General features: G+C 47.6%; 20 protein-coding genes. 6 read left to right on the top strand and 14 right to left on the bottom strand.

What is annotated here, in order from left to right; genetic code table 11:
* Positions 1-318: 318 nt before the first annotated feature.
* The 4 genes from CRN95_RS10780 to CRN95_RS10765 all read right to left on the bottom strand — a co-directional run bounded on the left by CRN95_RS10780 (position 319) and on the right by CRN95_RS10765 (position 6,804).
* Complete coding sequence (locus tag CRN95_RS10780) at positions 319-3,420, bottom strand: spermine synthase (protein ID WP_097020875.1); 3,102 nt, start codon at positions 3,418-3,420, stop codon at positions 319-321.
* A gap of 82 nt (positions 3,421-3,502) precedes the next feature.
* Positions 3,503-4,231, bottom strand: a complete 729-nt coding sequence (locus CRN95_RS10775; RefSeq protein WP_097020874.1) for an FISUMP domain-containing protein — start codon at positions 4,229-4,231, stop codon at positions 3,503-3,505.
* A gap of 9 nt (positions 4,232-4,240) precedes the next feature.
* Positions 4,241-5,131 carry a DUF2971 domain-containing protein gene (locus tag CRN95_RS10770; protein ID WP_097020873.1) on the bottom strand — a complete coding sequence of 297 codons (891 nt, stop codon included), beginning with the start codon at positions 5,129-5,131 and terminating at the stop codon, positions 4,241-4,243.
* Positions 5,132-5,187: 56 nt separating this feature from the next.
* Entirely contained in the window at positions 5,188-6,804 is a 1,617-nt protein-coding gene (locus CRN95_RS10765; RefSeq protein ID WP_097020872.1) for a fibrobacter succinogenes major paralogous domain-containing protein, read from the bottom strand.
* A 561-nt stretch (positions 6,805-7,365) separates the two neighbouring features.
* On the opposite strand from CRN95_RS10765, the gene CRN95_RS14835 reads away from it, so the two are divergent.
* From CRN95_RS14835 to metH, 3 genes are all read left to right on the top strand, one after another.
* The gene (locus CRN95_RS14835) at positions 7,366-7,506 is read left to right on the top strand and encodes a hypothetical protein (protein ID WP_159462304.1); all 141 of its coding nucleotides are present in this window, start codon (positions 7,366-7,368) and stop codon (positions 7,504-7,506) included.
* A gap of 38 nt (positions 7,507-7,544) precedes the next feature.
* Positions 7,545-8,681 carry a YhcG family protein gene (locus CRN95_RS10755; protein ID WP_159462303.1) on the top strand — a complete coding sequence of 379 codons (1,137 nt, stop codon included), beginning with the start codon at positions 7,545-7,547 and terminating at the stop codon, positions 8,679-8,681.
* 168 nt (positions 8,682-8,849) lie between these two features.
* A complete protein-coding gene (metH, locus tag CRN95_RS10750; RefSeq protein ID WP_097020870.1) occupies positions 8,850-12,500 on the top strand; it encodes a methionine synthase in 3,651 nt (1,216 codons plus the stop codon).
* A 128-nt stretch (positions 12,501-12,628) separates the two neighbouring features.
* Here metH and CRN95_RS10745 read toward each other — a convergent pair whose 3' ends face one another.
* Genes CRN95_RS10745 through CRN95_RS10735 form a run of 3 tightly spaced genes read right to left on the bottom strand, consistent with a single transcriptional unit; the run spans position 12,629 to position 14,921 of the window.
* Positions 12,629-12,964, bottom strand: a complete 336-nt coding sequence (locus CRN95_RS10745) for a P-II family nitrogen regulator (RefSeq protein ID WP_097020869.1) — start codon at positions 12,962-12,964, stop codon at positions 12,629-12,631.
* Positions 12,965-12,966: 2 nt separating this feature from the next.
* Complete coding sequence (locus CRN95_RS10740) at positions 12,967-13,380, bottom strand: hypothetical protein (RefSeq protein WP_088641313.1); 414 nt, start codon at positions 13,378-13,380, stop codon at positions 12,967-12,969.
* An 8-nt stretch (positions 13,381-13,388) separates the two neighbouring features.
* Complete coding sequence (locus tag CRN95_RS10735) at positions 13,389-14,921, bottom strand: DUF1538 domain-containing protein (RefSeq protein ID WP_097020868.1); 1,533 nt, start codon at positions 14,919-14,921, stop codon at positions 13,389-13,391.
* Between the two features lie 125 nt (positions 14,922-15,046).
* On the opposite strand from CRN95_RS10735, the gene CRN95_RS10730 reads away from it, so the two are divergent.
* Genes CRN95_RS10730 through CRN95_RS10720 form a run of 3 tightly spaced genes read left to right on the top strand, consistent with a single transcriptional unit; the run spans position 15,047 to position 16,612 of the window.
* On the top strand, positions 15,047-15,592 hold the full coding sequence (locus CRN95_RS10730) for an RNA polymerase sigma factor (protein WP_097020867.1): 546 nt from the start codon (positions 15,047-15,049) through the stop codon (positions 15,590-15,592).
* Positions 15,585-15,932, top strand: a complete 348-nt coding sequence (locus CRN95_RS10725; RefSeq protein ID WP_088631379.1) for a hypothetical protein — start codon at positions 15,585-15,587, stop codon at positions 15,930-15,932. Before CRN95_RS10730 ends, CRN95_RS10725 begins: the two co-directional genes overlap by 8 nt.
* On the top strand, positions 15,932-16,612 hold the full coding sequence (locus tag CRN95_RS10720) for a Spy/CpxP family protein refolding chaperone (RefSeq protein WP_097020866.1): 681 nt from the start codon (positions 15,932-15,934) through the stop codon (positions 16,610-16,612). The genes CRN95_RS10725 and CRN95_RS10720 overlap by 1 nt, the downstream gene beginning before the upstream one ends.
* A 309-nt stretch (positions 16,613-16,921) precedes the next feature.
* Here CRN95_RS10720 and CRN95_RS10715 read toward each other — a convergent pair whose 3' ends face one another.
* From CRN95_RS10715 to CRN95_RS10685, 7 genes are all read right to left on the bottom strand, one after another.
* Positions 16,922-17,152, bottom strand: coding sequence for a hypothetical protein (locus tag CRN95_RS10715; protein ID WP_088631381.1), 231 nt, complete (start codon positions 17,150-17,152; stop codon positions 16,922-16,924).
* Positions 17,149-18,549 (bottom strand): DNA methylase, encoded by a 1,401-nt coding sequence (locus tag CRN95_RS10710; RefSeq protein ID WP_097020865.1) that lies wholly within the window; start codon positions 18,547-18,549, stop codon positions 17,149-17,151. Before CRN95_RS10710 ends, CRN95_RS10715 begins: the two co-directional genes overlap by 4 nt.
* A gap of 36 nt (positions 18,550-18,585) precedes the next feature.
* On the bottom strand, positions 18,586-19,959 hold the full coding sequence (locus CRN95_RS10705) for a diguanylate cyclase domain-containing protein (protein WP_097020864.1): 1,374 nt from the start codon (positions 19,957-19,959) through the stop codon (positions 18,586-18,588).
* 125 nt (positions 19,960-20,084) lie between these two features.
* A complete protein-coding gene (locus tag CRN95_RS10700) occupies positions 20,085-23,213 on the bottom strand; it encodes a cellulase family glycosylhydrolase (protein WP_235002994.1) in 3,129 nt (1,042 codons plus the stop codon).
* A 143-nt stretch (positions 23,214-23,356) separates the two neighbouring features.
* Positions 23,357-24,250, bottom strand: coding sequence for a hypothetical protein (locus CRN95_RS10695; RefSeq protein ID WP_088631385.1), 894 nt, complete (start codon positions 24,248-24,250; stop codon positions 23,357-23,359).
* Positions 24,251-24,454: 204 nt separating this feature from the next.
* Entirely contained in the window at positions 24,455-25,249 is a 795-nt protein-coding gene (locus CRN95_RS14940) for a hypothetical protein (protein WP_200816200.1), read from the bottom strand.
* A complete protein-coding gene (locus CRN95_RS10685; RefSeq protein WP_097020862.1) occupies positions 25,249-25,998 on the bottom strand; it encodes a tetratricopeptide repeat protein in 750 nt (249 codons plus the stop codon). The genes CRN95_RS14940 and CRN95_RS10685 overlap by 1 nt, the downstream gene beginning before the upstream one ends.
* Positions 25,999-26,032: the final 34 nt, after the last annotated feature.

The following is a 26,032-nucleotide window of genomic DNA, read 5'->3' as shown; positions in this document are numbered from 1 at the left end:
TTTTTGTTTTGAAAAATGAAATTTTTGAAAAAGCCCTGATTTTACGTGAAAACCTATTTTTCTTCGTAGTTATTCACGTATTTTTTTCAACGTTGTACGTAATATTTTTCAGCAATCAAGGAATTTTTCACCATCAGGTATGCTACAAAACCGCCTAAAAGTCATTTTTTGTAGCACAAATAATGGAAAAAGTCCTCAACACGAGGACTTCAAATCTATTTTCGCTTAATTTGTGCAGAAATTTACGTGAAAATCGATTAATCTTAATCTTTTTTCACGTAAAAAACGATGTTTTTTCAAATTTCCGCGATAAACCGATTACCTTCTGCGGATTCTCGGGATTTCCTTCTGGATGAGGAGTTTCTCGATCGGGGCAAATTCTTCGTGCGGCTTGATGGCTTCCTTGTAGAGCACGTCGGCGAGCGTCGGGTTGTGCGCGAGGAAAGCAATCAGAATCGCGTTGCGCAAGAAGAATTCATCCATCGCAGCGACTTCGTACTTCTCGTAGAAATTCGCAACATATTCCGCAGCGAGCCTGTAATCCTTGGCACGGGCAGCTTCCATGATATTGAACTCATCCACGAACGATTCCGGAAGCACGTTTGCATTCACGAGATTGCGAACCTTGACATAAACCTTGTTCGTGTCACGAGCTTCCATCGGGATGCCTCGCATCCATTCCACATATTCTTCGCGGAACTTTTTCCAATCCGGAGAGGTTTCGTCCACCTTGAATTTTGGACGCACGAGGCTATCCACTGCCGTCGCTGAATCGACAGAATTTTCCGAAACTGCCGCAACTTTTGCAGAAGAAACAGCCGCGGAATCCGAGCCCTTTTCAGAATCATCCGCATTGGGTTCGAGCATTGCCGAAATACCATCGAAAACTTTCTTGCGCTTTTTCACTTCTTTAATATACGCCAAGAGCGCACGTTCGCGGTACTTGTCCGTACCCGCCTTGAGCATGGACTGAACCTTTATCGGACGACGCAACGCATAATCTGCCGAGTCCAAATATTCCGGCCAGCAAATTTCGCAGCTGTCAAACACCTGCACAATGCGCGCGTTCGAATGCACGAAGCGAGCTTCTTCAGCCTTGTTGTCGACAATCGGGATAAACGTGCTGTTCGGTTCTACGCCATCCAAAAGCGATGTAATCATCTTCGACGTAAAGAGGAAATTCTGTTCGCCAAAGAAATCCGGTTCGCGGTGGATGCGCTTGAATTCCTTCACGAGCGTCGGATCTGTGCTGAAGCGGCCAATCGCGCGTTGCATCACCGGTTCGTCACTAGCGACAATGATAATGTCCGGCTCCTCAGGAGCCTTGTACAAACTCACGTACGGGAACGTCACGTCGAGCGCCTTCAAGATGTTGAGGAACAGCAAGTCGTTAAATTCGTATGTTTGAATCCACTGCACCCAAAGTCCGCCCGGTTTCATATAGCGGCGCATCTTGGTATAAAATTCATGGCTGAACAAGCTTGCGACACCGCTCACCCACGGGTTACTCGGCACACTAATCATCAAGTCGTACTTGCGACGGTTCGTGAGAAAGAACGTCTGCGCGTCATCAATGAAAATGTGGATGCGCGGGTCATCATAACCGCGAGCGTTCCACGGATAAAATCCGCGAGCGAGGTTCATCATTTCTTCTTCGATTTCCACGCAGTCAAAATCGCGCACCAGCGGATCCGCCAACAAGTAATGTGCGCCCATGCCACTGCCAAATCCAACCATGGCAGCATCGTACGGTTTGTCCTTCATCGCCATCGGCATAAACGCGGTCGCCGCTTGCGTGAGTTCGTCGCCTTCAATCGGGCGTTCACGATTCTTGCTCATGCTCGCATCAGCCTTGCCGTTCGTCTTCACGTAATAATGCACGTCGGATTCGTGAAAGCTGATCGTCGCCGTTTTGCCATCGCGCACCACAATCTTTTCATCCGGATGCAAATTCTTGTAAGCGCGGAAGGCGCCCGACGTAATCATGTGCGGATCAAAATTCACAAAGAACGAAGGCAAAATCATCACCGCAGTCATCACGTAAAAAAGCACGCTATAGCGGAACTTTTTGCGATAAATGACGAGCAAGATAAAGCCAATCATAAAGTCAAGCACAGCCGCGAGCACAAGCGAACCCTTGAGCTGCATCAACGGCAACAGCAAAAGCCCACCGCCTGCCGAACCAAGAATCGATCCTACCGTATTCCAGCCGTAGACCTTCCCTATCGGGGCTTCGCTCTTAAACGCACGAGTGAGAATCAACGTAATCAGCGGGAGCGTCATGCCCGCAAAGAAGCTCGTCGGCACCATCCACAAAATCGAAAGCGCATACTTGAAAATGCTCCAGCAAACGTAACCGTCGTTCGTCGTATTGAAGATCTGGTTCGCAATATTCATGCCTTCCCAGAACGGCTTGTAAAAATACAGAGTGCAAAGCGCAAAGAATCCCATGAAAATCTGCGCAAGCGAAAGCACCACGAGCGAGTCCTTCTTCAACAGCTTTCCGCTCACGGCACTGCCAATGGCAAGTCCTAAAATGAACGCCGAAAGCATTTGGTCAAAGCTATGGCTCGAAGAACCCATCAACAGCGAGAGCAAACGAATCCAAACAATTTCATAGACAAACGAAGTAAGTCCCGTAATCCCCGCAATCCAGAACCACATGTTTTTCGGAGGCATGGCGAGCTTGTGTTCCGCCACATAATCTTCGTTGAGCGGTTCCGCGCGCATTTCGCGAACACTCGCCGCATCCCCGTCAGCAGTCGCCAGCGCCCCAGCCCCTTCTTCTTCAAGTTCTTCCTCGTACGTCGAAGGCGTCGTATAGCCGATAAAGCAGAACACCGCAGCAAGCAAGAAGTTGATTGAAGCCGCGACACAAAGCGTGATGTGGTTTCCGAGTTCCGGAATCAAGATGTAGCTTGTGAACAAAATACCAATTGCACTACCGAGGCTATTCGTAAAGTAAAGCATCGGAAGCGAGACTTCGGCACCGCTCTTGCGCATAAGACCCGCCGCGATGAATGGGAACGTCATGCCCACCGCAATCGCAATCGGGAGCGTTGACCCCGTCGCCAAAACGACCTTCAGAATTTCCGCTCCGCGCGAACTCAACCCCGCCACAAAATTCGAATCGTAAAAGTAATCCGTAATCCAGATGTACATCGGGTGGTAAATCAGCCCGCCAATGCCAATCGCAAGCTCCACCGCCGCATACCCGAGCAGCGGTCGCTTCACGCGCTCCACAAGCTTACCCGCGACAAAACTACCGATCGCAAGCCCGCCCATGTAAATGCAGAGCGTAAGCACCTGACCATAGCTCGAATGTCCGAGGAAAAGTTTAAGGTACCTGGCCCACGACCCCTCGTAAATGAGACCCGCAAAACCAGAGAGAGCAAAAAGCGCGTAAATAACGATATTCATGAGTGCAAATCTATACTAATTAAGTAGTTATAACTTCGCTTGCACCTCATTTCCCTGTAATTTTTTGGAGATGTACGCTTTTCTACTTGAAATCATCAATCATACAGCGAACGGAAAGTTTATACGATTTAGCATATTCGCCATATTCCATATTATCCGACATATTTCTCAAGCCGACAAATTTGACAAGCGTCCCATCTTTTTCTGTAGCACTCCAAAAAAATGTCGCAAAACCAGGTTCTACATAATCACCCCCTTCTGCATCATAATAACCCGCAGGGAGAGCAGAGAATCCGGCATCGTTATTGGCGTTTTTCCAACTAGTATCTTCGGCCTTCAAGTAAAAGCCCGCATAGGCGGCATTTCCTAGATTCGCTTCAAGAGTTTCCCAATCACTTAATTCAGGCAACCGGCTACCTTCAGGGCATGCAATATTAGCATCACGCCATGGATAAAGGCGACCGAATTTTTCACAATTTTCAGAATCGTCTTGATTGCAAACAGAATTTTCTGTATTTATTTTCAGATTTTCAGCAAACCAACATTGAGTTTTGATACGAACCGTAGCATACGACGTTCCGCTTTTGGAATCTTCAAAATTCGTTCCGCATTTGAAAGCCGAAGTTTGCGAACTTGAGGATATCTCAGTCTTCATATCCGAAGATTCAGGATTCACGCTACTCGATGACACAACTTCCACCGACGAGCTATTCACGCTGACATCGGCATTTTGCACCTGATCAACATCAACGGAGCTACAACCAGATAAAGCTAGGAAGGAAATAGCAGAAAATAAGAAGATCTTTTTCATAAAGCATTCCTATTGGTAAATGGCAACATTTCCATATTCATCCATTTTCAATCGTACAACTTCAATACCAGCATCGTCTGCCTCTCTCTTAATCACTTCGAATCGATTATCTGGGCATTTCCAACCAACAATGATACGGCTGATATATTTACGATCAATGTGATACAAATAGCAATTTCCGTCAGTCTCACACTGAGTCAGAAGCTCCGATACACGATATTCATGTTCTTCTTCCCAATCTTTTAGTTTTGTACGGAATATTTCGGATAAATCTGATGGTTTTGTAGAAATTTGACCTCTTTGTTCTTTATACTCAACAGGATCAATCTGATGCAAAACACCCGTTTCATCACCATTAAAACACTGATGAAGATTTTTAAATTCAACCGCAAATCCCCTAGCTTCATCCGCATAATGAGCCCACATCGGAAAATGACTCAGCCTATCTGTCACGCAAAAAATTCCAACTTTATCTAAAATATCTTTATGGATCTGTTTAAATTTGTCTTCTAACCCTTTAAACAATTCTTTATTTTGGCCTAAAAGAATTCCGAGCATAGGATTACTTCCGCACTTATTTTTCGCAAATGACATAAATAAATCTTTCATTTGGCCAAAATTTTTTTCGGGGAAAAGCTTATTCATTAAATTAAACTGCTTTTCTAGGTTTTCAAAAACTTCTGGAGAACTCGTAGAACCAAAAAAATTCATCACAGATTTACTGAATTCATCAAAATTTGCATACGCATATTCTTCCGAAGAATCATTTAAGTCAGGAATTTTTGAGAATTTAATATATCCCTTACATACACCAGTAATTGTAAGATTTTTCTGGTCGTGCTTCAAAAATTTGTAATTCGTATGTTCCGTTTCTTGGTTCAAGCATTCAGGTAAAATCATCTTTTATTCCTTTGTTTAATTTTTACTTTTTTTGATTAGAGCGCCTCTAAGTTCGTCTAATCTTGAAGACAACGAATAGAATATCCATAGAGTTTAGAATCTTTGCCTAGGCCAATTTCCCGACCATTAGAGATTGAGGAGTATGCCGGTGCCAAACTATCATAGACGCTCAAAAATAATCTATACGCGCCATCCCACAATGCATTGTACTCACACTCTGTAGAGCTCCAGAAGAATGCGTTCCTCCCCGCATAATTGAAGTTATCGCCTGCAGGTAACGCCGAAAACGAGTAAACATCCCAACCATTAGAAACCCAACCAACACCAACATAAGGCCAACCATTTGCAGACTTGAGTGCATTGCTGACAATCGTGAGTGCATCGAGGACATTTGCAATTTTCCCTCCAACCGAACTAATTAAAGCATCCCATTCTGCTTTAGTCGGCAGATGCCAACCACTCGGACATACACCTTGAATATTTCCAGATGGTAATGAACATTTTTCCTTTGGGGAACAATCACTTTCTGACTTACCAACCGCAGCACCCCATGTGTAAAGACGACCATACTTGGTACAATTGCTATCCTGATTGTCGGAACAGACACTTGATTCCACTTTATAGTTCAGATTTTCAGCCATCCACGTTTGACTACCAATTTTCACAGTACGATAATGTTGTCCATCGCGATTGTCCACAAGTTCTCCCTGAATGCTCCAAACCCATTCACCATTCGAACATGTAATCACAACACCATCAAAATTCTGAGAAGACAACTTACCAATTTTGCCCTCATTATCTACAGTGCACAAGCCCAATTTTTCCGTCGTCCAGAAATTATGAATATATTTTTCAAAATCAGGCACAGTTGTTGAAAGTCCCCACCCTTCAACATTGCTACGATAATCAGCAAGTTTCCTTTGGAATTCATTTTCAAACGCCCAATCCGCAATTTCTGCCTTTTTCTCAGCATCATCCCACTTACCATCCTCAAAATCAGAACTTAATTCTGCCAAGAGTTCCGTAAGTTCAGCTTCGCTGCGGTTGCCCTGCAATAGAATCGAAATACCGAGCAAAGCCGCATCAGCCTCAGTCTTGCCAAATACATCTAAGTCTTCAGAGTAACCAAAATCAGAAACATCGAAATGGAACGCATTGAATATTTCCTTTTCAGCTTGTTTTTTAACTTTCTTAATATCAAGTGTTCCACCGCCTTCGCGCAACAATTGAGCAACTCGGTCATATTCCAAGTGTGTCAACAAGTTCACATTTACCGTATTACGAGCATAAAGGTCCGTCACCGCATTCAAGGTTATCGGAGAGGCAGAACGTTCACCGGTCACTTCGTTACGATAATAGCCATTTACTGACAGACGCACAAAACTTGACTGAAGCGAAACATTGCTCATGTTGAAACGACCATCATCCTGAGAAATCGTTCCACTAAAAGAACGCCCCGTCTGTAACAACGATTTGCTTCCATCAAGTTCATAAGCAGTCACCGTAGAGCCCTTTACAAAAGGACCTTTTTGTGACACACCGCTAATAGATTTGTCCTCGATTTTATGTTCTTCAGCATCAATCTTTGCAGAAGAACTATTGCCGCTATCACCGCCACAGGCAATGAAAAACAAAGCAAGGATAAGCGAAGTTAAAAGGGATATTTTATTCATAAGGTTATCCTCTGATTATCCCTTCGACAAGCTCAGGGATTTTAAATTGAAATAGTGTAAGAATCCTATTGCATTCAGCTTTAGAATGACACACAAGAAGGACTGCGCCCAGCAGTCTTGTTTGTAAAAATTTACATGGGGGGGGGGGGGGGTAAACGAATTAGAAACCCGTCCGCAAACAGCTACGGGGCACTCGGAAGATATGTGCATAAAGGTTTCCATACTTGTAATATATATATAATATTTTACACAAGTAGAAAAAAACAAGCCATCCAAAGTCCAAATTGGTATGTGCATTTTTGCACTCACCACAAAACACGGAAAAAAAGTGGTTGTCTCAAAATTTGCGACAACCGCGATTGGGTAATAGGTTAGATGATAGGATAAAACTTATTGGCACAATCAAAACAACTCGAATAAACTAACCAAATTGTAAAATTTCCTTAGGCCCCTTGCCAACTTTGGCACATATGCTACATTTCTGCTGCGGTTCCTAATAGTGTAGGCTCCGAAAGGCATTTGATGATTATCAAATGTTTTTCTTTTTTCAAAGGAGTCTCTATGTCTAAAAAGAAACCCGTTCCGTCAAAGAGTAATGCGAACCTAAACGCCGACTTTATAACGGATTTGAGAAACATCGTTTCTACGGCACGGAACATGAGCTTTCGCGCAGCAAATCTGATGCAGGTTGCCTGTAATTGAAGAGTAATGCGAACCTAAACGCCGACTTTATAACGGATTTGAGAAACATCGTTTCTACGGCACGGAACATGAGCTTTCGCGCAGCAAATCTGATGCAGGTTGCCTGTAATTGGTTGCTAGGCTGGCGAATTGTGGAACAGGAACAGCAGGGAAAGGCGAGAGCTGATTATGGGAAGCGTATCATTGAGGAGGCTTCCAAAGTTTTGACCGAAAATTTCGGTAACGGTTTTTCCGAGACTCAACTTAGAAATTTCAGAAAATTTTATCAAATGTTCGGTTTTCTGCAAATTCAGCAGGCATTGCCTGCTGAATTCAAAAATGAGATTCTCAAGATTCAGCAGACATTGTCTGCTAAATCAATACAATCGCCAAAGCGACAGTCTGATGCGCTTATTCAACAACAAGTAGAACAACCGTTGTTACCTCAATTATCATGGAGTCATTACGAATGCCTTATGCGTGTTGCCGACCTCGAAGCTCGAACGTGGTATATGCAAGAAGCCTCTTCGCAACAATGGGATTATCGCACCTTAAAGCGGAATATTGCATCTCAATATTACTATCGGTTAATGCAGACGCCCAAGGCCCAAAAGGCAGCCGTTGTCAAGGAAATGAAAAACCTGACAGCCAATTATCAGAAGGATCGCTCGGAATTTATCAAAAATCCTTTAATTGCAGAGTTTCTTGGAGTAAATCAGGAAGCCGCGGTGACTGAGTCGACATTGGAAAATGCAATTTTGAATCACTTACAAAAATTCCTGATGGAAATGGGGAAAGGCTATGCTTTTGTCGGTCGTCAGCAACATATCCATACAGAAGATGATGACTATTATATCGACTTGGTGTTTTATAATTATATGCTGAAATGTTTTGTCTTGATAGACTTGAAAACAAGAAAAATATCGTACGAAGATGTAGGGCAAATGGACATGTATCTCAAGCTCTACGACACCTACAAAAAGACCGAAGGAGACAACCCGACAATTGGCATAATTCTCTGCTCCGACACTAACGCCGATGTTGCTCGTTTTTCAACTCTTGCGACAAACAAACGTATGTATGCGGCCAAATACTTGACTTACATTCCATCTAAGGAAATTCTAGCTCGCGAAATTGAAATGCAAAAGGAGCTGTTTATTGAACAGCATGAAAAAACTAAAAAAGGAAGGATTTGATCTCTATGGAATCCACACCAGCCCCAATTATTCCTGCCATTTCACTAGGAATATGTAATTTAGGGTATTATGGGTTCATGGCTCGTGACAGCACGCCGAGCATTTTTCTATTTTTATGCATAAAAACAAATATACGCATAAATTTAAATTTTAAACACGGAAATCAAAATGACTCTTCGCGAAGCGTTTGAATCAAAGATGATGCTGCTCGATGGCGGCATGGGCTCCGTTATCCAGACTTACGGGATCAAGGGCGCCAACAACGACATGCTCTCCATCGAAAAGCCCGAGATAATTCTCGACATCCAGCGTCGTTACGTGGATGCAGGCGTGGATTGCCTCACCACGAACACGTTCTCGAGCCAGCGCGTGAGCCAACACGAATACCACCAGGAACATCGCATCGCCGAGATGAACCGCGCTTCCGTGAAAATCGCGAAGCAGGCCGCCGAAGAAGGCTTCAAGAAGTATGGCCGCAAGGTCTATATTCTGGGCGACGTCGGCCCGACGAGCAAGATGCTCTCCATGAGCGAAGACGTGAACGACCCGGCAAGCCGCGCCATCACATTTGACGAACTCGAAGATGCGTATTTGGAACAAATTTCCGTGCTCATGGAAGAAGGCGTTGACGCCATTCTCATCGAAACGATTTTCGACACGTTGAACGCAAAGGCAGCACTCAGCGCTTACAGCAAGGCAAACGATGCGCGCATTGAAGCCGCAAAAGCAGCAGGCACTCCCGAAGCAGATATCAAGTCGATCGAAGTCATGCTCTCGATGACCGTGAGCGACGCTTCCGGGCGTACACTTTCCGGCCAGACCGTTGAAGCTTTCGCCGTGAGCGTGATGCACATGCACCCGCTTTCCATTGGCCTTAACTGCGGTCTCGGCGCTGATGGCATGGTGCCGTATCTCCGCCGCATGGGCGCTATCGCTCCGTGCTACCTCAGCTGCCACCCGAACGCAGGTCTTCCGAACCAGTTCGGCGGTTATGACGACACGCCCGAAGATATGGTGCGCCTGATGCGCGTTTATCTGGACGACAAGCTCGTGAACATGATTGGCGGTTGCTGCGGTACGACTCCAGAACATATCGCCGCGATGCGCAAAATGCTGGACGAACTCCCGGCCGATTACAAGCGCCGTGAACCCGCGCCCAAATACGTCACTTGCCCGCGCCTCCGCCTTGCGGGGCTCGAACCGTTGTTCAGAGAACAGGTTCGCCCGAGCAACGGCGCCGACAGTTGCAATGCCGATGATTTCGTGAAGGTCGGCGAACGTTGCAACGTCGCGGGCTCCAAGAAGTTCCTGCGTCTCATCAACGAGAAGAATTACGAAGAAGCGCTCGACATCGCCCGCAAGCAGGTCGATGACGGCGCCGACGTCATTGACGTCAACATGGACGACGGTCTCCTCGATGCCACCGCCGAAATGCGCACATTCTTGAACTTGATTGCATCCGACCCTGCTGTAAGCCGCGTGCCTATCATGGTCGATAGCTCCCGCTTCGAAGTTATCGAAGAAGGCCTCAAGTGCATTCAGGGCAAGAGCATCGTGAACTCCATCTCGCTCAAGATGGGCGAAAAGGCGTTTATCGAACACGCACTCACCGTGAAGCGCCTCGGTGCCGCCGTGATTGTGATGCTCTTCGACGAAGAAGGCCAGGCCACAAACTACGAACGCCGCGTACAAATTGCGTCCCGTGCTTACGATATCATGGTGAAGCAGCTTCACTTTGATCCATCCGATATCATTTACGACCCGAACGTTTTGACAGTCGCAACCGGCATGGCAGAACACAATGCCTACGCCATTGACTTTATCCGCGCTGTCCGCTGGATTATGGACAACCTCCCCGGCGTCCGCATCTCGGGCGGTCTTTCGAACCTCTCGTTCGCATTCCGTGGCAACAACTACTTGCGCGAAGCGATGCACACCACGTTCTTGCATTACGCCATCCCGAACGGCATGGGCATGGCGATCATGAACCCGAGTGCAATTATCAAGTACAAGACAATTCCGCTTGAACTCCGCATGGCCATTACTGAAGTCATCTTCAACACGGAACCGGAAGCAAGCGAAGAACTCATCGAAATTGCAAGCCGCATGACGGCCGCCCAAGCCAAGGCAAAGGAAACTGGCGCCAAGTACGACCCGAAAGCAATTTTCGCCGTAAGCACAGGCGCAAGCACATCTTCTGACGAAGGCAACGCAGCTGCTGACGCCAAGCCCACCACGCCCGAAGAACGTTTGCAAGAAGCTCTCCTCAAGGGAACTTCTACAACATTGCAGCCCGACTTGATGGAACTCATCAACCGCGGCGATAGCCCGGTCGGCATCATTTCTGGCCCGCTGATGGACGGCATGAACGAAGTCGGCCGTCGTTTCGGTGAAGGCAAGATGTTCCTCCCGCAAGTCGTGAAAACCGCACGTACGATGAAAAAAGCTGTGGAAATTTTGCAGCCTTACATCGAAGCCGGCAAAGACGCAAACGCCTCGAGCCGCGGTAAAATCGTCATCGCGACCGTCAAGGGCGACGTGCATGATATCGGCAAGAACATTGTCTCCGTGATTATGGCCTGTAACGGCTACGACATGGTGGACCTCGGCGTGATGGTTCCCGAAGACGTGATTGTCAAGGCTGCGATTGAGAACAAAGCAGATATCTTGAGCCTTTCCGGTCTTATTACGCCGTCTCTTGAAGAAATGTGTACGGTCGCAAAGGCCATGCAGGCCGCAGGTCAGCGCATCCCGATTATCGTCGGTGGTGCCACCACCTCGCCTACGCATACCGCCGTGAAAATCGCTCCGTGCTATGACGGTCCTGTTTTCCACGTGCGCGACGCCGCCAGCAATCCGGGCCTCGCCCAGAAATTGCTCGACCCCGCCACCCGCGAACAAACGATTCAAGAAAACCGCGAAGAGCAGCAGCGCATCCGCGACAAGCAAAACGGCATCAAGACCGAAGCCGCAAACGCCATGGCCGCAGCCGCCTCCACGCCGGAAGAACGCCGCTTCCAGTACGACTGGAGCAAATACCAGCCGGTACAGCCGCCGTTCATGGGCGAAAGCAAGCTTCCGCCGATTCCTATCGAAAAGATTATCCCGCTCATCAGCTGGGAATACTTCTTCTTCACTTGGAAAATCAAGCCGGACGAAGAAGAAGCCAAGAAGCTCAAGGCCGATGCTGAAGCGCTCATCAAGTCGCTCACAAAGCCCGAATACGCCCTCCGCGCCGTTCAAGCATTCTACCCTGCTGCCGGTACTGAAAAGTCCGTCATCTTCAACACGGGCCGCACAGGCACAGACGAAGACTTCGTTGAAGTTTCGACCGCACGTCAGCAGAATCCCGAAGGTACTTGCCTTTCCCTCTGCGACTACGTCGCTCCGGCAAACGCCAATACCGCAAGCGTTTTCGCCTCTCCCGCAGGCAAGGACGTTTTCCGCGACATCGTCGGTGCATTCGCAGTGACCATGAGCGACACGTTCGTCAAGCGCTTGGAAAAGCTCAAAGCAGAACAGGGCGGCAGCGATTACGACGTTCTCCTCATGCAGACTGTCGCCGACCGCCTCGCCGAAGCAGGCGCTGAATACTTGAGCCAAGAACTCGAACGCACAAGCGGCTGGAAGGGCATCCGCCCGGCCGTCGGCTACCCCGTGCTCCCGAATATCAAGGAAATCTTCAACGTCGCGAAGCTCATCGACTTCAAGAGCGTAGGCATCAGCCTCACCGAAAACGGCGCCATGTACCCGCAAGCCTCCGTGAGCGGCCTCTATATCAGCCACCCCGAAATCGATTACTTCCAGGTAAAGTTATAATGCAAATCAGAACCGCAACCACTTTTGGCTGATGTTCGGAGAACTTATCCAAAAGCTCATTGACGATTCCAAGGCACAAGGCCGCAAAGGCGTTGTTTTAACTTGTAAAGACAAGCTCGAAATGCGCCTTACGTTTTAGCTTCAACCTTCCACGGCGTTAGCCCAACGACATTATCGACTGGGAGCGCAAATGCAATCCCCTGCCCCATTGTATTGAGGCCCGCTTTTTCATATAGCGAATGGAGCACCGCATCCTTCACGTTCAGCGGCACAAGAATCATCACGACTTCCTTTTCGGGCTGAATCGCGATATGGAAAAATGCTTCAGCTTCTTTATTTGCCGTACCACGGGCGTTCAAGACCGTGCCACCACGGGCACCCGCCTCTTTAGCGGCTTCCATCACAGTATCGGAGAATCCGTTATTCACAATGCAGATAATTAATTCATGTGTATTCGGTTTCATAATTACCCTCTCCCTACCTGAGATCGGTTGTCGCTCAAAAAGTTAAATACCGACTTGCCAATGACGCTTGACATCGGAATCGTGTAAGCAATGCCCTTGCCGTTCACAATCGTCCTGAATTTTTCTTCCAGACATTCCAAGACGGCAGGCACATGGTCTTCGCCAATGATGCTGATAATCACCGCGCGTTCAGAGTCCGCAAGCCCAAGCGCCGCCATGATTTCGCGCGGAGCAGTGCCGTGGCCGTAAAACACGAACTGCATATTCGCACCAAACGACTGGATGTAATCCATGTAGAAGTCCGCCTTTGAACGGTTCACCGTCGTCACCAGAATCTTGAGACGATTCATCGAGACTTTGGAATGAACCTTTTGAGGCACCGCCCGTTTCAAAACATTCTTTACTGTTTCAACCATCGTAGCCTCTACACAAAGTCAATAATCTGTTCGTCATCGGCATCCTGCAAGCGACGCATCATAATTCTGTTACGCCAAAGCCTTGCCACAATCGCCTTGAAACCAAGCACCTGGATTGTAATGAGCGGAGTCATCGCAACCATTGCCACAATGCCAAACGCATAATTCAAAATTGAATCGCCGCCATCGTGAATCACGGAGCAAGCGCCAATCGCCAAAGGCAGAATAAAGCTCGAAGTCAGAGGACCGCTCGCTACACCACCGGAGTCAAATGCAATCGCCGTATAAAGTTTCGGCACAAAGAACGAAAGCCCCAGCGAAATAAAGTAACCCGGCAAGAGGTAATAAATAATCGGGAACCCGATAATAATGCGAAGCATCGAAAGGCCAATCGAAATACCCACGCCCACCGAGAGCGCAATCAGCATCGAGCGCTTGGTCACAAGGCCACCGGTCACTTCCTCAACCTGCTTGTTGAGCACATGCACTGCCGGTTCTGCAAGCACCACCACCATGCCAATGATAAAGCCAGCCGCCACAAGCGCATGCGGGCGTTTCGCAAGTTCACACCCAATTTCAAAACCAATCGGCAAGAACCCGACAGTCACCGCCGTCAAGAAAATCACAAGCCCGAAAAACGTGTAAAGGATTCCGACGCCTACTTGCACAAGTTTCACCATCGGGAGCTTGAGCACCGTCCACTGCAACGCGCAGAAAAACACGACAATCAGCCCAAGCGCCACAAGCACTTCACGGGCAATCACCATCACCGCAGGCAAAAAGTTGTCGCCAAGGCTCGCATCCACCGAGTATGCCGCCGTCGAAAGTTCATACGTCAAGTCGCCCTTCGAAAATACGACCAAGCCCATCAAGGCCAAAATCGGGCCGACTGAGCAAAGCGCAATCAGGCCAAAGCTATTTTCCGAGGCATTCTTACCGCCAATCGCACCCGCAACGCCAACGCCAAGCGCCATGATGAACGGCACCGTAATCGGTCCCGTCGTCACGCCACCCGAGTCAAATGCGAGCGGCACAAACGCATTCCGCCCGACGGACACCATGAGCATCCCGAGCATAAACAGCACCATGTAAAAGAAAATGATAATCAACGAAAGGTCTTTCTTGAATACGATCTTCAGAATCGCAAGCAGCAAAAAAATCCCGACACCCACGCCAATCGTCGAAATCAAAAGAATCGGCCGCACGGCATTTTTCACCTGTTCCGCAAGCACGGACAAATCCGGTTCTGCAACCGTAATGAGAACCCCCATCACAAAGCACACCGAAACAAGCAACAAAAGTCTGCGTGACTTGGTTAAGCCCGACCCCACATACGCCCCCATCGGCGTCATCGCAAGGTCTGCCCCCAGATTAAAAAGCCCTATTCCAATAATCAAAAAAATGGCGCTAACCGTAAAAACAATTTGCTCTTTCAGCGAAAAAGTCACAAGCGGGGTATGCGACACCACCAGCACAATAAGCGTAATGGGCAAAACGGAGGCAAAAGCCTCTTTCAATTTTTCAAAAAGAATTTTTTGCATCGCTATAAAATATATTTTATTTCTTACTCTTCTTGTCATGCCCGCCTCCGAGCGGGCACCTCCTTTTAAAAAAATTTCAGCATCCATGCAACCGCCCGTAAACCCCACGCATCAAAATTAACGAAATGGACGAAAAAGTCATCATAAAGAAGATTCAACAAGGAAGTCGTGAAGCCCTTGGCGTGCTGTGGAAGTCCCATAGCACGAACGTTCTGAACCTTGCGTTCAGAATGCTCAAGAATCGCGACGAGGCTGAAGACGTCTTGATGGACATTTTCGTCTCAGTTCCAGGGAAAATCCAAAAGTTCCGCGGCGATAGCGCTCTCAACACCTGGCTGTACCGCCTCACCGTCAACGAGTGTTTGATGAGGCTCAGGTCCAAGAAGCGCCACGCCGAACTCGAAGAAGAACATATCGAGATCGTGACGGATTCCGCTCTCGGGAGCAAGCACGAGGAACAAAAGGATTACGACCCGGAACTGCTTGAAATTGGACTGTCAAAGCTCTCCGCCGAAACGCGAAGCATGCTCTGGCTCAAGGACGCCGAAGATCTTGGCATCAAGGACTTATCCGAGATCTACAACATGCCCGAAGGCACCATCAAGGCAAGGCTTAGCCGAGCAAGAACAGTCGTCAAGAACTTTTTACAGGAGAACCTGAACTATGCATGATAAAATCGATTTTTCAAGACTCGAAAGAATCGAACCCAGGAAAGGCTCTTGGGAAACCGTCTGCGCTAGACTCGATTCTTCTGAAAAAAGAAAGATTTTGAACTTCATCCAGACACGCACCAAGTACGTGCTTGCCGCAAGTTTTACCATCATTGCATTTTTCACGACATTCATGACGTTTACGATTAACTCCATGGATTCTGAAGATGTCCTCATCAAGAACGTCGCCTCTGACGAACTCGTTTCTTGGTACGGGAATCTCGGCGAAAAGAGCGATGACGAGCTCGAAAATTTGGATACCTACAACTCCATCAGCTATTTATTACAGGAGACTAAATAATGAACGCTTCCACCAAGACATTCTTCGCAAGCATCATCATCCTTGCTTGCTCTCTCGGATTTGCCATTGGCGCCTTCTGCTTTGCAGACCGCGGCTTCGGCGCATCTTGCTGCTCCAAGCAGTCCACATGCACGCCCTCGCATAATCAATGCGCCTGCGGTTGCGAAAATCATGACTGTGCCAAGAACGACTGTTCTTGCAACTGCTGCAAGCGCGGCGGAATGCATCATGGCAAGCACCACGGCGAATTCCATGGCGAACGCTTCCACGGCAAGGACTTTCGCGATGGCCGCCCTGAAGGTCCGCGCGAACACTTCAAGGAAGGCAAGCATTTCGACAAGAAGTTCGACTTCAAGAAAGGCCCGGGCCCGGAATTCATGGATTCCATTCTTCAAGTCACGCACGAACAAAGAGCCGCCCTCGACCAGCAGCGCATCGTAATGGACTCTACATTCAAAGCCCTCCGCAAGCAAAAGATGGACGCCGAAAAGGCTTTGCACGAAGCGCTCGACAGCAATGATGAAAAGCAAATCATCGCAGCCAAGGCAGGCATCATCAAGGCTCAGGAAGCATTGCTCGACCACAGAATCAACGGCGTAAGGAATTTCAACAAGATCCTCACCAAGGAACAGCTCGAAAAATTCAAGAGCTTCCATAAGGATCACCGCAACAATCACTAGAATTTAATTTTCATGATTCCTTAATAAACAAGCCTCCGGTCACCCGACCGGAGACTTTCTGTTTTTACAAACGATTCATAATCAATTGCATTTGTCTTTTCACGTCATTCTGAGGGGCCTGCCCCGAAGATACGAGAGCAAGGCGAATGAAGCAGGTTGCTTGCAAACCTATTTGACGCTTTGCGTCACATCTTGAACTCAGAAATAGTCAAATAAATTTGACTGCTTCATTCGTTTTTCGATGTTTTCTGAACCGAAGCCTCGGACGCAAAGCGTCAAACTAAAAAATGACTGGATCCTTCACTTCGTTCAGGATGACGAAAGAACACCATCTACATCTTCCCACATGTTTTCATCGCGGGTAGCATCCAGATGTTGTTCCGCAGTCTCGGCAATTTTTTCATTGTGGCCGCGAAGTGCTGCAAACGGGCTGAAAATCTTTGCACGATTCGCCACAGACATTCTCGGGTGTTTCATCAAGAAATTCCAGTCATTCCGCGGATACGGCAAGTCGATGATGTCTTTGTAATCGTCAATCATGCCTTATGCCCTCCAATTTGCTGGTTGCGCTCTCGCGTTGTTGCGCCCTCTTGCATATCCATTCCCTTGAAAATGGCGTTCTTGCCAAAGCGCTTTTTGATGGCGATTTGCGCCTGCATCATCTTCTTTTCACGTTCAATCTTTTTCACGTCCGTGAAGAGATCGTAACTCTCTTGCGTTGCTTCCAAAACATTATTCGCCGTGAGGTTCAAGCGCTTCACCGTAAGTGACGGATTCATGATGCGGTCCGCAAGTTTCATTACCGCTTCTGCAATTGTCGATGCCGACGAAGTGTAGTTCAAGAGCGGAGCCGTCCCATGTGCTGGTTTCGGGATTTCACGCCCATAATTATCGATAACCGTTTCGCCGTGATAAATTCCCTTGTCCACATTTTCGCGGTCATAACCCACATGGAGCGTAAGGCCGTTCGTAACCAGGCCTTTCTCGACAAGGTCGAGTGCGAGCGTATCTACCATTTCGCGGATGACGATTTTAGCCTTGGCACAGTCGTATGCACAACTTAAAACTTGCCCACCACCAATGCTATGCGTCTTGGATTTGTACTGCTTGATTTCGGCGATGCCACACGGTTCATAGCCCCACGCATGGTCAATCAGAATTTCAGCATTCACGCCAAACATCTTGTAAAGCGCATCGGGATGCTTGACGCTTGCACGCGCAAGGTCGCCCATCGTAAAAATGCCACGCCCGTTATTCAAGTAGCAATGTGCAAGGCGCTCCGCAATGCCGCGCCCCAATTGCCAAAAACTCGTAATCGGCCGATGGCCCCAAAGTTCCTTGCGATACGTCATCTCGTCGAGTTCAGCAATGCGAACGCCATCCGCATCAGGAGCCACGTGCTTTGCCATCACGTCCATTGCAATTTTGCAAAGGTAAAGGTTCGTCCCGATGCCCGCCGTTGCCGTGATGCCCGTCGTTTCAAGTACATCGCGGATCATGTCTTTTGCAAGTTCCCGCGCCGACTTCTTGTACATCGAGAGGTAATGCGTCAAGTCGATAAAGCATTCGTCAATAGAATAAACATGAATATCGTCTGCGCTCACGTATTTCAGATAAACGTTAAAAACACGGGTAGAATATTCCACGTACTTTGCCATTTGCGGAGGAGCTACAATATACTCAACATCCTTGCCCGTTTGGCGTTTGACTTCGCGCACCTTCTGGATAACTTCAAACAAACGTGCACGCCCAGGAATCCCATAAGCTTTGAGACTTGGGCTCACTGCAAGGCAAATCGTCTTTTCGGTACGGCTCGCATCCGCCACCACAAGATTCGTCGTGAGCGGATCAAGTCCGCGGAGCACGCACTCCACAGACGCAAAAAACGACTTTAAGTCGATAGCAACATAAGTACGTGTTTCGCGCGGCAATCTCATACGTCAAATATAGAAATTACTGCACAAAAAATCACTCTATCGATATTTCAATTCCGGATGAGCTTCGTAGTAGCCGTTCTTGAAGGCATACATGCGTTCATCGGCGAGGCGCATGGCCTTGCGAATATCCTTCTTGCCATAGCACACGCCAATCGAGAAGCGGACATTTTCCGTCTTGCCCGACAAGAAGTGCACACGGGCCACACGGTCCTGCACTTCATCTTCACTAATCTCGTTCACGAGAATCATGAATTCATCACCGCCAGCACGGTACACCACACCATCTTGGAATACGCTCTGCAAAATTGAAGCAGCGGCACACAACATCTTATCGCCCGCAGCATGACCTTGTTCGTCATTAACGCGCTTTAAGCCGTTCAAGTCCGCAAAAAGCACACCCTGCGGCACAGGTTCGTTTCCAGCAACAATTCGGTCCACGCGGTTGTTCATCTCGTTACGGTTTCTAACACTCGTAAGCGTATCAATCGTGCTAAGGACTTTTAATTTATCCAAGAGCAGATAGTTCGAAATTTCAGAAGCGAGGAAGAACGTTGTGAGTTCAAGCGTTTCCTTAATCTTCAAAACGTTTTCGACATTGAAGTTCAATGCCCACATGTAACCGAGAAGTTCACCGCCATGGCGAAGCGGATATAACACAACAGTCTTTATCCCAGCCTGGTCCAGAGACGCCTTCCAAACCGGATTTTGCTCCTGCAGCTTTTCCATGTCGTGTTCATCTTTTATAATAATGCAGGTGCTACCGGCAAGCGTATCTGGCCATGTTTGGGCAATCTCATAAAAACCCTGGATGTAACGAGACATCGGATACAGGCCCGAACCTTCGCGGAGAAATTCTGCAAAAGTCGTGCAGTCATGTTTTTCGTCATCCGTCAGCAAGACACAGCAATGGTCCGATCCACAAATAGCACCGATATCTTCAACGACTTCCTGAAACGCCTGTCTAATATTTTGCGACCCGCGCAACTTAATGCATGCCTTGAGAACATCGGCAGCGGTATCTGCAGAAAGGTCCGCCATCGCCGAAGAATCCGCCTTAGGCGCTACATCGTAGCAATAAATGCAATAACCGATATTTTCCTGGTCCGAATCCAACGGCATCAGGAACATGTTAAGCCAAAGACCCATCATGTAAAGGTCCACGTATGCATGGAGAGGCTTGCCATCGCGAATGCAACGGAAGCAATGATCTTCGAAATTCGGGTTCTTGGGGAAGCAGGCTTCGTAAGGGCAGCCGGGCTCAAACGGGTGGTTCAGCGCCGCCATGTCGTCACAGTGCGCCTTGTTGCCCGCAACGACACGGATATTCCCATACGTTCCGTCTGGGAAAAATTCGACGGAAACAACGCAGGCCTTCGCTCTATAGTGCGACAACAGAACATCAAAATTCATACTTCAACTCCCCACGATTTTTTAGGCAGGTCTTATTAATATATATCTTTTTAAATAGAATATACAGCCTCATCGGGGGGTAAAAGCCCCAAAAAAACGCAATTTTGGTCACAATTTCGGTATTTTTAAACTCTGACGATTCGATGTCCCAGATTTTTCCACAGGTTGCGAATGTACTCGTCGCCAAAGCGCAATCGCTGCGGCAAAGTCGGGGTGAGGTCATAGAGCATTTGCACATACGCATCTTTCTGGCCTGCGAAATCGAGGATTTCAACGGTATAGACGCTCGGCACATCCGGGTTGCACGAATGACGAATTGAAACAACAGTCCCCTTGACATTCAAGTCATAGCCATTCGTAGAAATTCCAAGTTCCACTTGCTCGCCTAAATAAAGCACATCCACTTCATCGGTAAAGACATCCACCGAATGCTCAGTAAGCCTGGTCGTCACGCCATCAACATCCATCCCATCGCATTTGTGAAGCGTAACAAGTTCAGCGGCAAAAACCTTCACATTTTCACCATCGGAATCGCGGCCAAAGCCAAGGAACAAGCACATCGTGAGGTAATACGAATTGCGCACAAGCCAGAACAGCACCGCCAAAATTCCGATGTATTTAAACGCCACCATCATGTAAGTCATGCGAACAATTCCCGCAAACGTAAGCACCAAAAGAACAACAAACGGCACAAGGCTTCGCTTGTCAACAACTCTACGGAAACTTGCCTTTTCTTTTTTCGTCACCTTAAACTTGGAAAGCGTTATGCCAAACACCTCCTTCACGACAGGCATCAAAAGGAACGGCATCACAGAAGTCTCGTAAATACCGCTCCACTGCGCCGAAATTTTGCCTTGGCTCGTGACACGGAGCGCCAGAATTTGCAAGATGTGCATCGGCAACCAGAATAGAGCAAGGTCCACAAGCGTACACTTGAAAATCGGAATGCAGAACACAGCAAACATCAACGGCGAAATCAGGTAAATCAAGTTCTTGAGTGGCGAGAACCAGTAAAGCACAGAGTTCAAGTAGCTCATCTTTTGCGACACATCCAATTTGCGGTTGCGCAAGAACTTGAGCTGCTTTGCAGTGGCAATCACGCCGCGCCCCCAGCGGGTGCGCTGCTGCACATGGTCCTGGAACGTCGATGGCGCAACGCCCGACGCAAGCGGTTCAGAAAGTCCAAGGCTCACATAACCCGCCGATTCAATCAGCATGCCCGTCGCAAAGTCTTCCGTAATAGACTTTGTATAGAATCCACCAATATCTTCGAGCGCCTTGCGAGATATAACCGTATTCGAGCCGCCGTAAATTACGCTGTTCGTCGAAGTTTTTGCAGCCTCAATCACATCATAGAAATAATCCTGTTCATTTGGCACAACGCGTTCGGCATAAAGATTGTGCTGAAACACGTCAGGCGTATAAAAGCTTTGCGGCGTCTGGATAAAACCTAACGAACGGCGGCGTTCTTCTGGCAATCTCGCATTGATGCGATCGGCATCGACAAAGTACGGGATCGTCTTGAGCAAGAACTTACGCTGCGGAACCATGTCGGCATCGAACGTCACTACATACGGCGAACGCGTCCGAGCAAGAGCTGCATTCAAGTTCCCTGCTTTCGCGCCCTCGTTATTCGGGCGATCAAAATAAATCACGCCGAGTTCTTCGGCAAGCGCGCGCATTTCTGGGCGACGGTTGTCATCACACAGGCAAATATGAACTTTGGACTTGTCCGGATATTCCATGTACTTGCAGCCGATAATCGTCTTGCGCAAAAGTTCCACAGGCTCGTTGTACGTCGAAATGAAAATATCGACATCCGGGAATTCTTCATCCGCAATTTTCGGGAGCGGATGATCGCGCAACTTGAGCAAACCACCGTAATGGACAAATGATTCAAAAAAGCCGAGAACCTCTACAACGAGCAGGAGAAAACTCCCCACCACAGCTATCCAGCCATAAGCATACGGAATCGAGCACGTTACACGCCAACAAAGATAAACGAGCGTGCAAAGCGAACTAAACAAGAGAAACATATCGCCAAGAATCACCTTGAGCGGACTCTTATTAAACTTTTTCGCAGCTTCGTCCGTACTGTACTTCAGCAAATCATCGTAAGAGCGTATTACTTTGTTTTTAGAACGTTTTCTATACTTTTCCACAGCAAGACACAGAATGAGGAAAATAAACAGAGGCCCCGCAAACATAAGCCATACTTTGTGAGGCTTAGAACGCGCAAGAATCTTGAAATTTTCAATCGTACTATATTCAAGCGTAATCTTATCAATCGGCGTCCCTTGGAACAGCGCCTTTGCAAAACGTCCCGAAATTGTCAAATCACCATCCGTCAAATATTCCACAGCACGGGAATCATCACGGATCATCGAGGATTCTTCTTCTTTATTCGAAAGATTCCAAATGGTATAGCTTATATGCAAGGAGTCAATCAAGCTATACCAAATCCTTACATTTTCAAAATCAATTTTTCCATCACCCGATTCTTCGCAAAGACCACTTTCCGTAATAAATATCGGCGTTCCTTGTTTCACGACATTACGAAGTTTTGCACGAAAGACATAAGTATGCGAAGTTGCATAAAAATGGAACGAATACATCACGTTTTCAAACGGAACCGGATCCTCTGCCGGGTACTGGATTTCACGAGCATAGTTTGGCGTACCAATGACAATCAAGGCATCGGGTTTGTGCCTGCGAATCACCGGGATAACGACATGCGCATATTCCTTGATATCCTCCCAAGTGCAGTCGCCATTGGGCTCATTGCAAATTTCAAAAATCACGTTCGGGACGTTTGCATATTCCCTAGCCATTTCGTTAAAGAAAGAAATCGCCTCGGCAAGATACACATTAGGATTCTGATCTTCTAGAACATGCCAGTCCACCAAGACGTACATATCGTTTGCAATGGCATATTCAATACCCTTGCGCAAAATTTCCAAATTCTTTTTGCGATTGCCCTCTACATAATCCTTGGAATACATGGCAAGGCGAATAAGGTTCGTATTCCACTCTGTGCTGAGCTGTTTGAACAATCCGTTGTTCACGAACTGCGGAAACCATGTGAGACCGTGGGTGCTTGCGCCCTTGAGAACGACGACATTCCCATGCTCGTCGTGAAGCTCCGTACCCACGACATGAAGTTTACCGTTCGTCGATGGACGCGCAACAGGAGTCGCCACCGCAAATGAGACAAACGACAGAACCAAAAGAGAAATAAAGATAACCTTCCGCATAATCATAATATTAAGATATCAAAATTATAAGCGTAATGCAATAAAATTTCAAAGGGAAGGCGATCGCCCAAAGCCGGGATGCACTGCACAAAAAAACACCCCGCATTTGCAGGGTGCACTGTACCTATTATGAATACCGTTAATTACTTGCCGTGGCGGAGGCGCTTGCCAATTGCGCGGAGAATATCCTTAACTTGCTTTTTGCTAACACCAGGAGCAGACTTTGCGAGACCCGTTGCATTGTGGAAATCTTCGAGAACTTCGTCGCAAGCATCTGTGTTAATATCCTGATCATAAAAATCGAAGTTGAAGAATTCAGTTGTTTCTCCACTTTCATAATCTTTCTGATAATCTTTAAACGCTCTTTCGCAATCCGTTTCAACATTAGCATAACGGAAATCATGCTTGACATTGCAAACCTTGCCTGCATAAGAAAGCGTATATTCAACGCCCATTGACCTATGGGATTTGTACTCCATCTCAAGACCTTGAATGCTGAGCACTTTGCAGCTCATATTGATTTCAGACTTTTCTACACCGGCAATCAGAGCAAGCGTTTCTTGCATTTCGCCAAAATTCTCAAAAAGGCAATCCGTATTAACGAACACGACATCATCGTAATACGAATCATCAAGAATGACGCCTCTAATGAGTTTCTGATTAAGTGTTGACGTCATGTAGTACGAGCCACTTGGGAACGGCTCTCCATAAGCGGCCACAAAAGCATAAGTATTCTTGCCAGCACCATCGCCCAAATCCATTTCAGCGGAATTATTACCAGCATCCTTCAATGAACCGGTTTTAGTCACCTTTTCCCAGACGTATTCATTAGCCCTGTCCGTGCAAGTACCTTTAGTGATTTCCAAGGTACCGTCAGCAGCATAGTTATACGTGCCCAATTCGGAGATTATATAGTCGGTCGGATAATTCTGGGGCAGCGGCTGTACATCTGGAGCAGTTACGCTATCACCTGATGACGACTGACAGCCAACCAAAGCAAGGGCGGCCAAAGGAAGAACGGTCAAAACCTTTTTCATAAGATCCTCTTTATTAAATTGTCTTCACTAATGTACAATTTTTTTAAGCATTACACAAGAAAAACATGTACAAAGTGAAGATTTATTTAATTGAGTTGTAAAATCGCTAATAAAGGTTGTTTAAAAAAGGAGATGCCCGCGCAAGGCGGGCATGACATGTTTGCGGCGGACATGACAAGATGATGCAAAGTTGGTTGGATTAATCTACCAGTCCTTAGCCGGACGGACTTGGCCGCGGACGGGTTTCCAGGGCTTGCGTTCGCCGTTCTGTTCGTCAAAGTCCTTGAGGAGCTGGGCAGCTTCTTCAGGAGTCATTTCACCAGGTTGAAGCGGCTGCTGTTCCGGTTCACCGCCGTTACTGTCGCTGGAATTGCCCTCGGACTGTTCTGGCTGTTGCGGTTGCTCTCCGGCACCACCATTGCTGTCGGAACTATCGCCACCCTGGCTGCTGCTAGACTGACCGTTCTGACCTTGATTCTGTTGATCCTGATTCTGGTCATTCTGGGCGCTAGAAGAACTCTGGTCGCCATTCTGGTTCTGATTTTGCTGATCCTGGTTCTGCTGATCTTTATTCTGGTCTTGGTTTTGCTTGTCCTGATTCTGATCCTGGTTTTGATCCTGATTATTCTGGTCTTGATTCTGGTCGTTTTTAGGATCGTTCTTCTTATTTTCGTTCTTTTGCTCGTCCTTCGCTTCGTGAATGCGGTCGAGGAGCATCTGTAATTTCTGATCGTTCGGGTAGTATTGCAAGCCTTCGTTGCAAGTAATTTCTGCAGTGGGCAAGCGGTTTTCAATGTACTGGAACGCCGCATCGCCATAGTAGGCAGACGCCGACTTCGGAGCCGCGAAAGCAACCACCGCAAAAAGCAATACAAAGCCCAACGCTACAACGTAACTGGATCCTTCGCTACGCTCAGGATGACGCATTGGAGCATCAGGATGACGAGAGAGAGAATCGCAATTCCTAATTCCGATTTCCGAATTCCGAATTAAAAACATTAGATCACCTCCAGGTCGTTGTCGGTGTTGCTGGCGTCAATCTTAGTCTTGGGCTTGCGACCGGCCTTGATTTCGATGACGTCGTCAATGCGCTGCACGTGGCCGCTCAACTGGCTTGCGGTCTCGTCTTCGGCAATCAGGTTCTCGAGCATCTGCTTGCCTTCGGCATACTTGCCATCCTTGCAAAGCTGGAGTGCACGAGCCAAGACCTGCTTTGCATTATCACTCAGCGGAGGTTGTTTCTGGTCGTTCTGATTCTGGTTTTGATCCTTGTTTTCTTTTTGCTTGTCGAGTTCTTCCTTGAGCTTACGCTGGACGATTTCGACGTTCTTCTTCGCGTTTTCAAAATCGTTATCGAGGTCAATTGCCTTTTTCAGATAAGCGACCGATTCACGCCAAGCCGCAATGCGGGCACTCGGTTCTTGAGCCTTTTCGCCCACGCGGAAATGCGTATTCGCCAAATTGTACGCCGCCTTTGCCGCCATATTCTTATCCGGCATGCGCACAGCACTTTCGAGTTCCTTCTTGGCTTCTTCAAAATTGCCGAGCTTGTACTGGCACGTTCCAATATTGTAGAACAAAAGCGGATTTGCAGGCTCCGCTTCGCGGGCCTTCATGTACTTTTCAAGCGCACCGGCATAATCGCCAGCGGCAAATAGCTTATTGCCATCGTTAATCGGCCGGGCAAACGTCGCCACAGCCATAAGCATCGTCAAAGAACAAATCTTAAATACAGTAGAAATTCGCATATTCACACTTCTTATTCTTTTTCGAACACCAATA

The sequence above is a fragment of the Fibrobacter sp. UWB16 genome (genome assembly GCF_900215325.1).
Taxonomy (GTDB): Bacteria; Fibrobacterota; Fibrobacteria; order Fibrobacterales; family Fibrobacteraceae; genus Fibrobacter.
This window is presented reverse-complemented; position numbering and strand designations above follow the sequence as displayed.

What these genes read in the sequence shown, in the direction of transcription:
- CRN95_RS10780 (WP_097020875.1), bottom strand. Translation starts at nt 3,420, where the DNA reads ATGAATATCGTTATTTACGCGCTTTTTGCTCTCTCTGGTTTTGCGGGT.
- CRN95_RS10775 (WP_097020874.1), bottom strand. Translation starts at nt 4,231, where the DNA reads ATGAAAAAGATCTTCTTATTTTCTGCTATTTCCTTCCTAGCTTTATCT.
- CRN95_RS10770 (WP_097020873.1), bottom strand. Translation starts at nt 5,131, where the DNA reads ATGATTTTACCTGAATGCTTGAACCAAGAAACGGAACATACGAATTAC.
- CRN95_RS10765 (WP_097020872.1), bottom strand. Translation starts at nt 6,804, where the DNA reads ATGAATAAAATATCCCTTTTAACTTCGCTTATCCTTGCTTTGTTTTTC.
- CRN95_RS14835 (WP_159462304.1), top strand. Translation starts at nt 7,366, where the DNA reads ATGTCTAAAAAGAAACCCGTTCCGTCAAAGAGTAATGCGAACCTAAAC.
- metH (WP_097020870.1), top strand. Translation starts at nt 8,850, where the DNA reads ATGACTCTTCGCGAAGCGTTTGAATCAAAGATGATGCTGCTCGATGGC.
- CRN95_RS10745 (WP_097020869.1), bottom strand. Translation starts at nt 12,964, where the DNA reads ATGAAACCGAATACACATGAATTAATTATCTGCATTGTGAATAACGGA.
- CRN95_RS10740 (WP_088641313.1), bottom strand. Translation starts at nt 13,380, where the DNA reads ATGGTTGAAACAGTAAAGAATGTTTTGAAACGGGCGGTGCCTCAAAAG.
- CRN95_RS10735 (WP_097020868.1), bottom strand. Translation starts at nt 14,921, where the DNA reads ATGCAAAAAATTCTTTTTGAAAAATTGAAAGAGGCTTTTGCCTCCGTT.
- CRN95_RS10730 (WP_097020867.1), top strand. Translation starts at nt 15,047, where the DNA reads ATGGACGAAAAAGTCATCATAAAGAAGATTCAACAAGGAAGTCGTGAA.
- CRN95_RS10725 (WP_088631379.1), top strand. Translation starts at nt 15,585, where the DNA reads ATGCATGATAAAATCGATTTTTCAAGACTCGAAAGAATCGAACCCAGG.
- CRN95_RS10720 (WP_097020866.1), top strand. Translation starts at nt 15,932, where the DNA reads ATGAACGCTTCCACCAAGACATTCTTCGCAAGCATCATCATCCTTGCT.
- CRN95_RS10715 (WP_088631381.1), bottom strand. Translation starts at nt 17,152, where the DNA reads ATGATTGACGATTACAAAGACATCATCGACTTGCCGTATCCGCGGAAT.
- CRN95_RS10710 (WP_097020865.1), bottom strand. Translation starts at nt 18,549, where the DNA reads ATGAGATTGCCGCGCGAAACACGTACTTATGTTGCTATCGACTTAAAG.
- CRN95_RS10705 (WP_097020864.1), bottom strand. Translation starts at nt 19,959, where the DNA reads ATGAATTTTGATGTTCTGTTGTCGCACTATAGAGCGAAGGCCTGCGTT.
- CRN95_RS10700 (WP_235002994.1), bottom strand. Translation starts at nt 23,213, where the DNA reads ATGCGGAAGGTTATCTTTATTTCTCTTTTGGTTCTGTCGTTTGTCTCA.
- CRN95_RS10695 (WP_088631385.1), bottom strand. Translation starts at nt 24,250, where the DNA reads ATGAAAAAGGTTTTGACCGTTCTTCCTTTGGCCGCCCTTGCTTTGGTT.
- CRN95_RS14940 (WP_200816200.1), bottom strand. Translation starts at nt 25,249, where the DNA reads ATGTTTTTAATTCGGAATTCGGAAATCGGAATTAGGAATTGCGATTCT.
- CRN95_RS10685 (WP_097020862.1), bottom strand. Translation starts at nt 25,998, where the DNA reads ATGCGAATTTCTACTGTATTTAAGATTTGTTCTTTGACGATGCTTATG.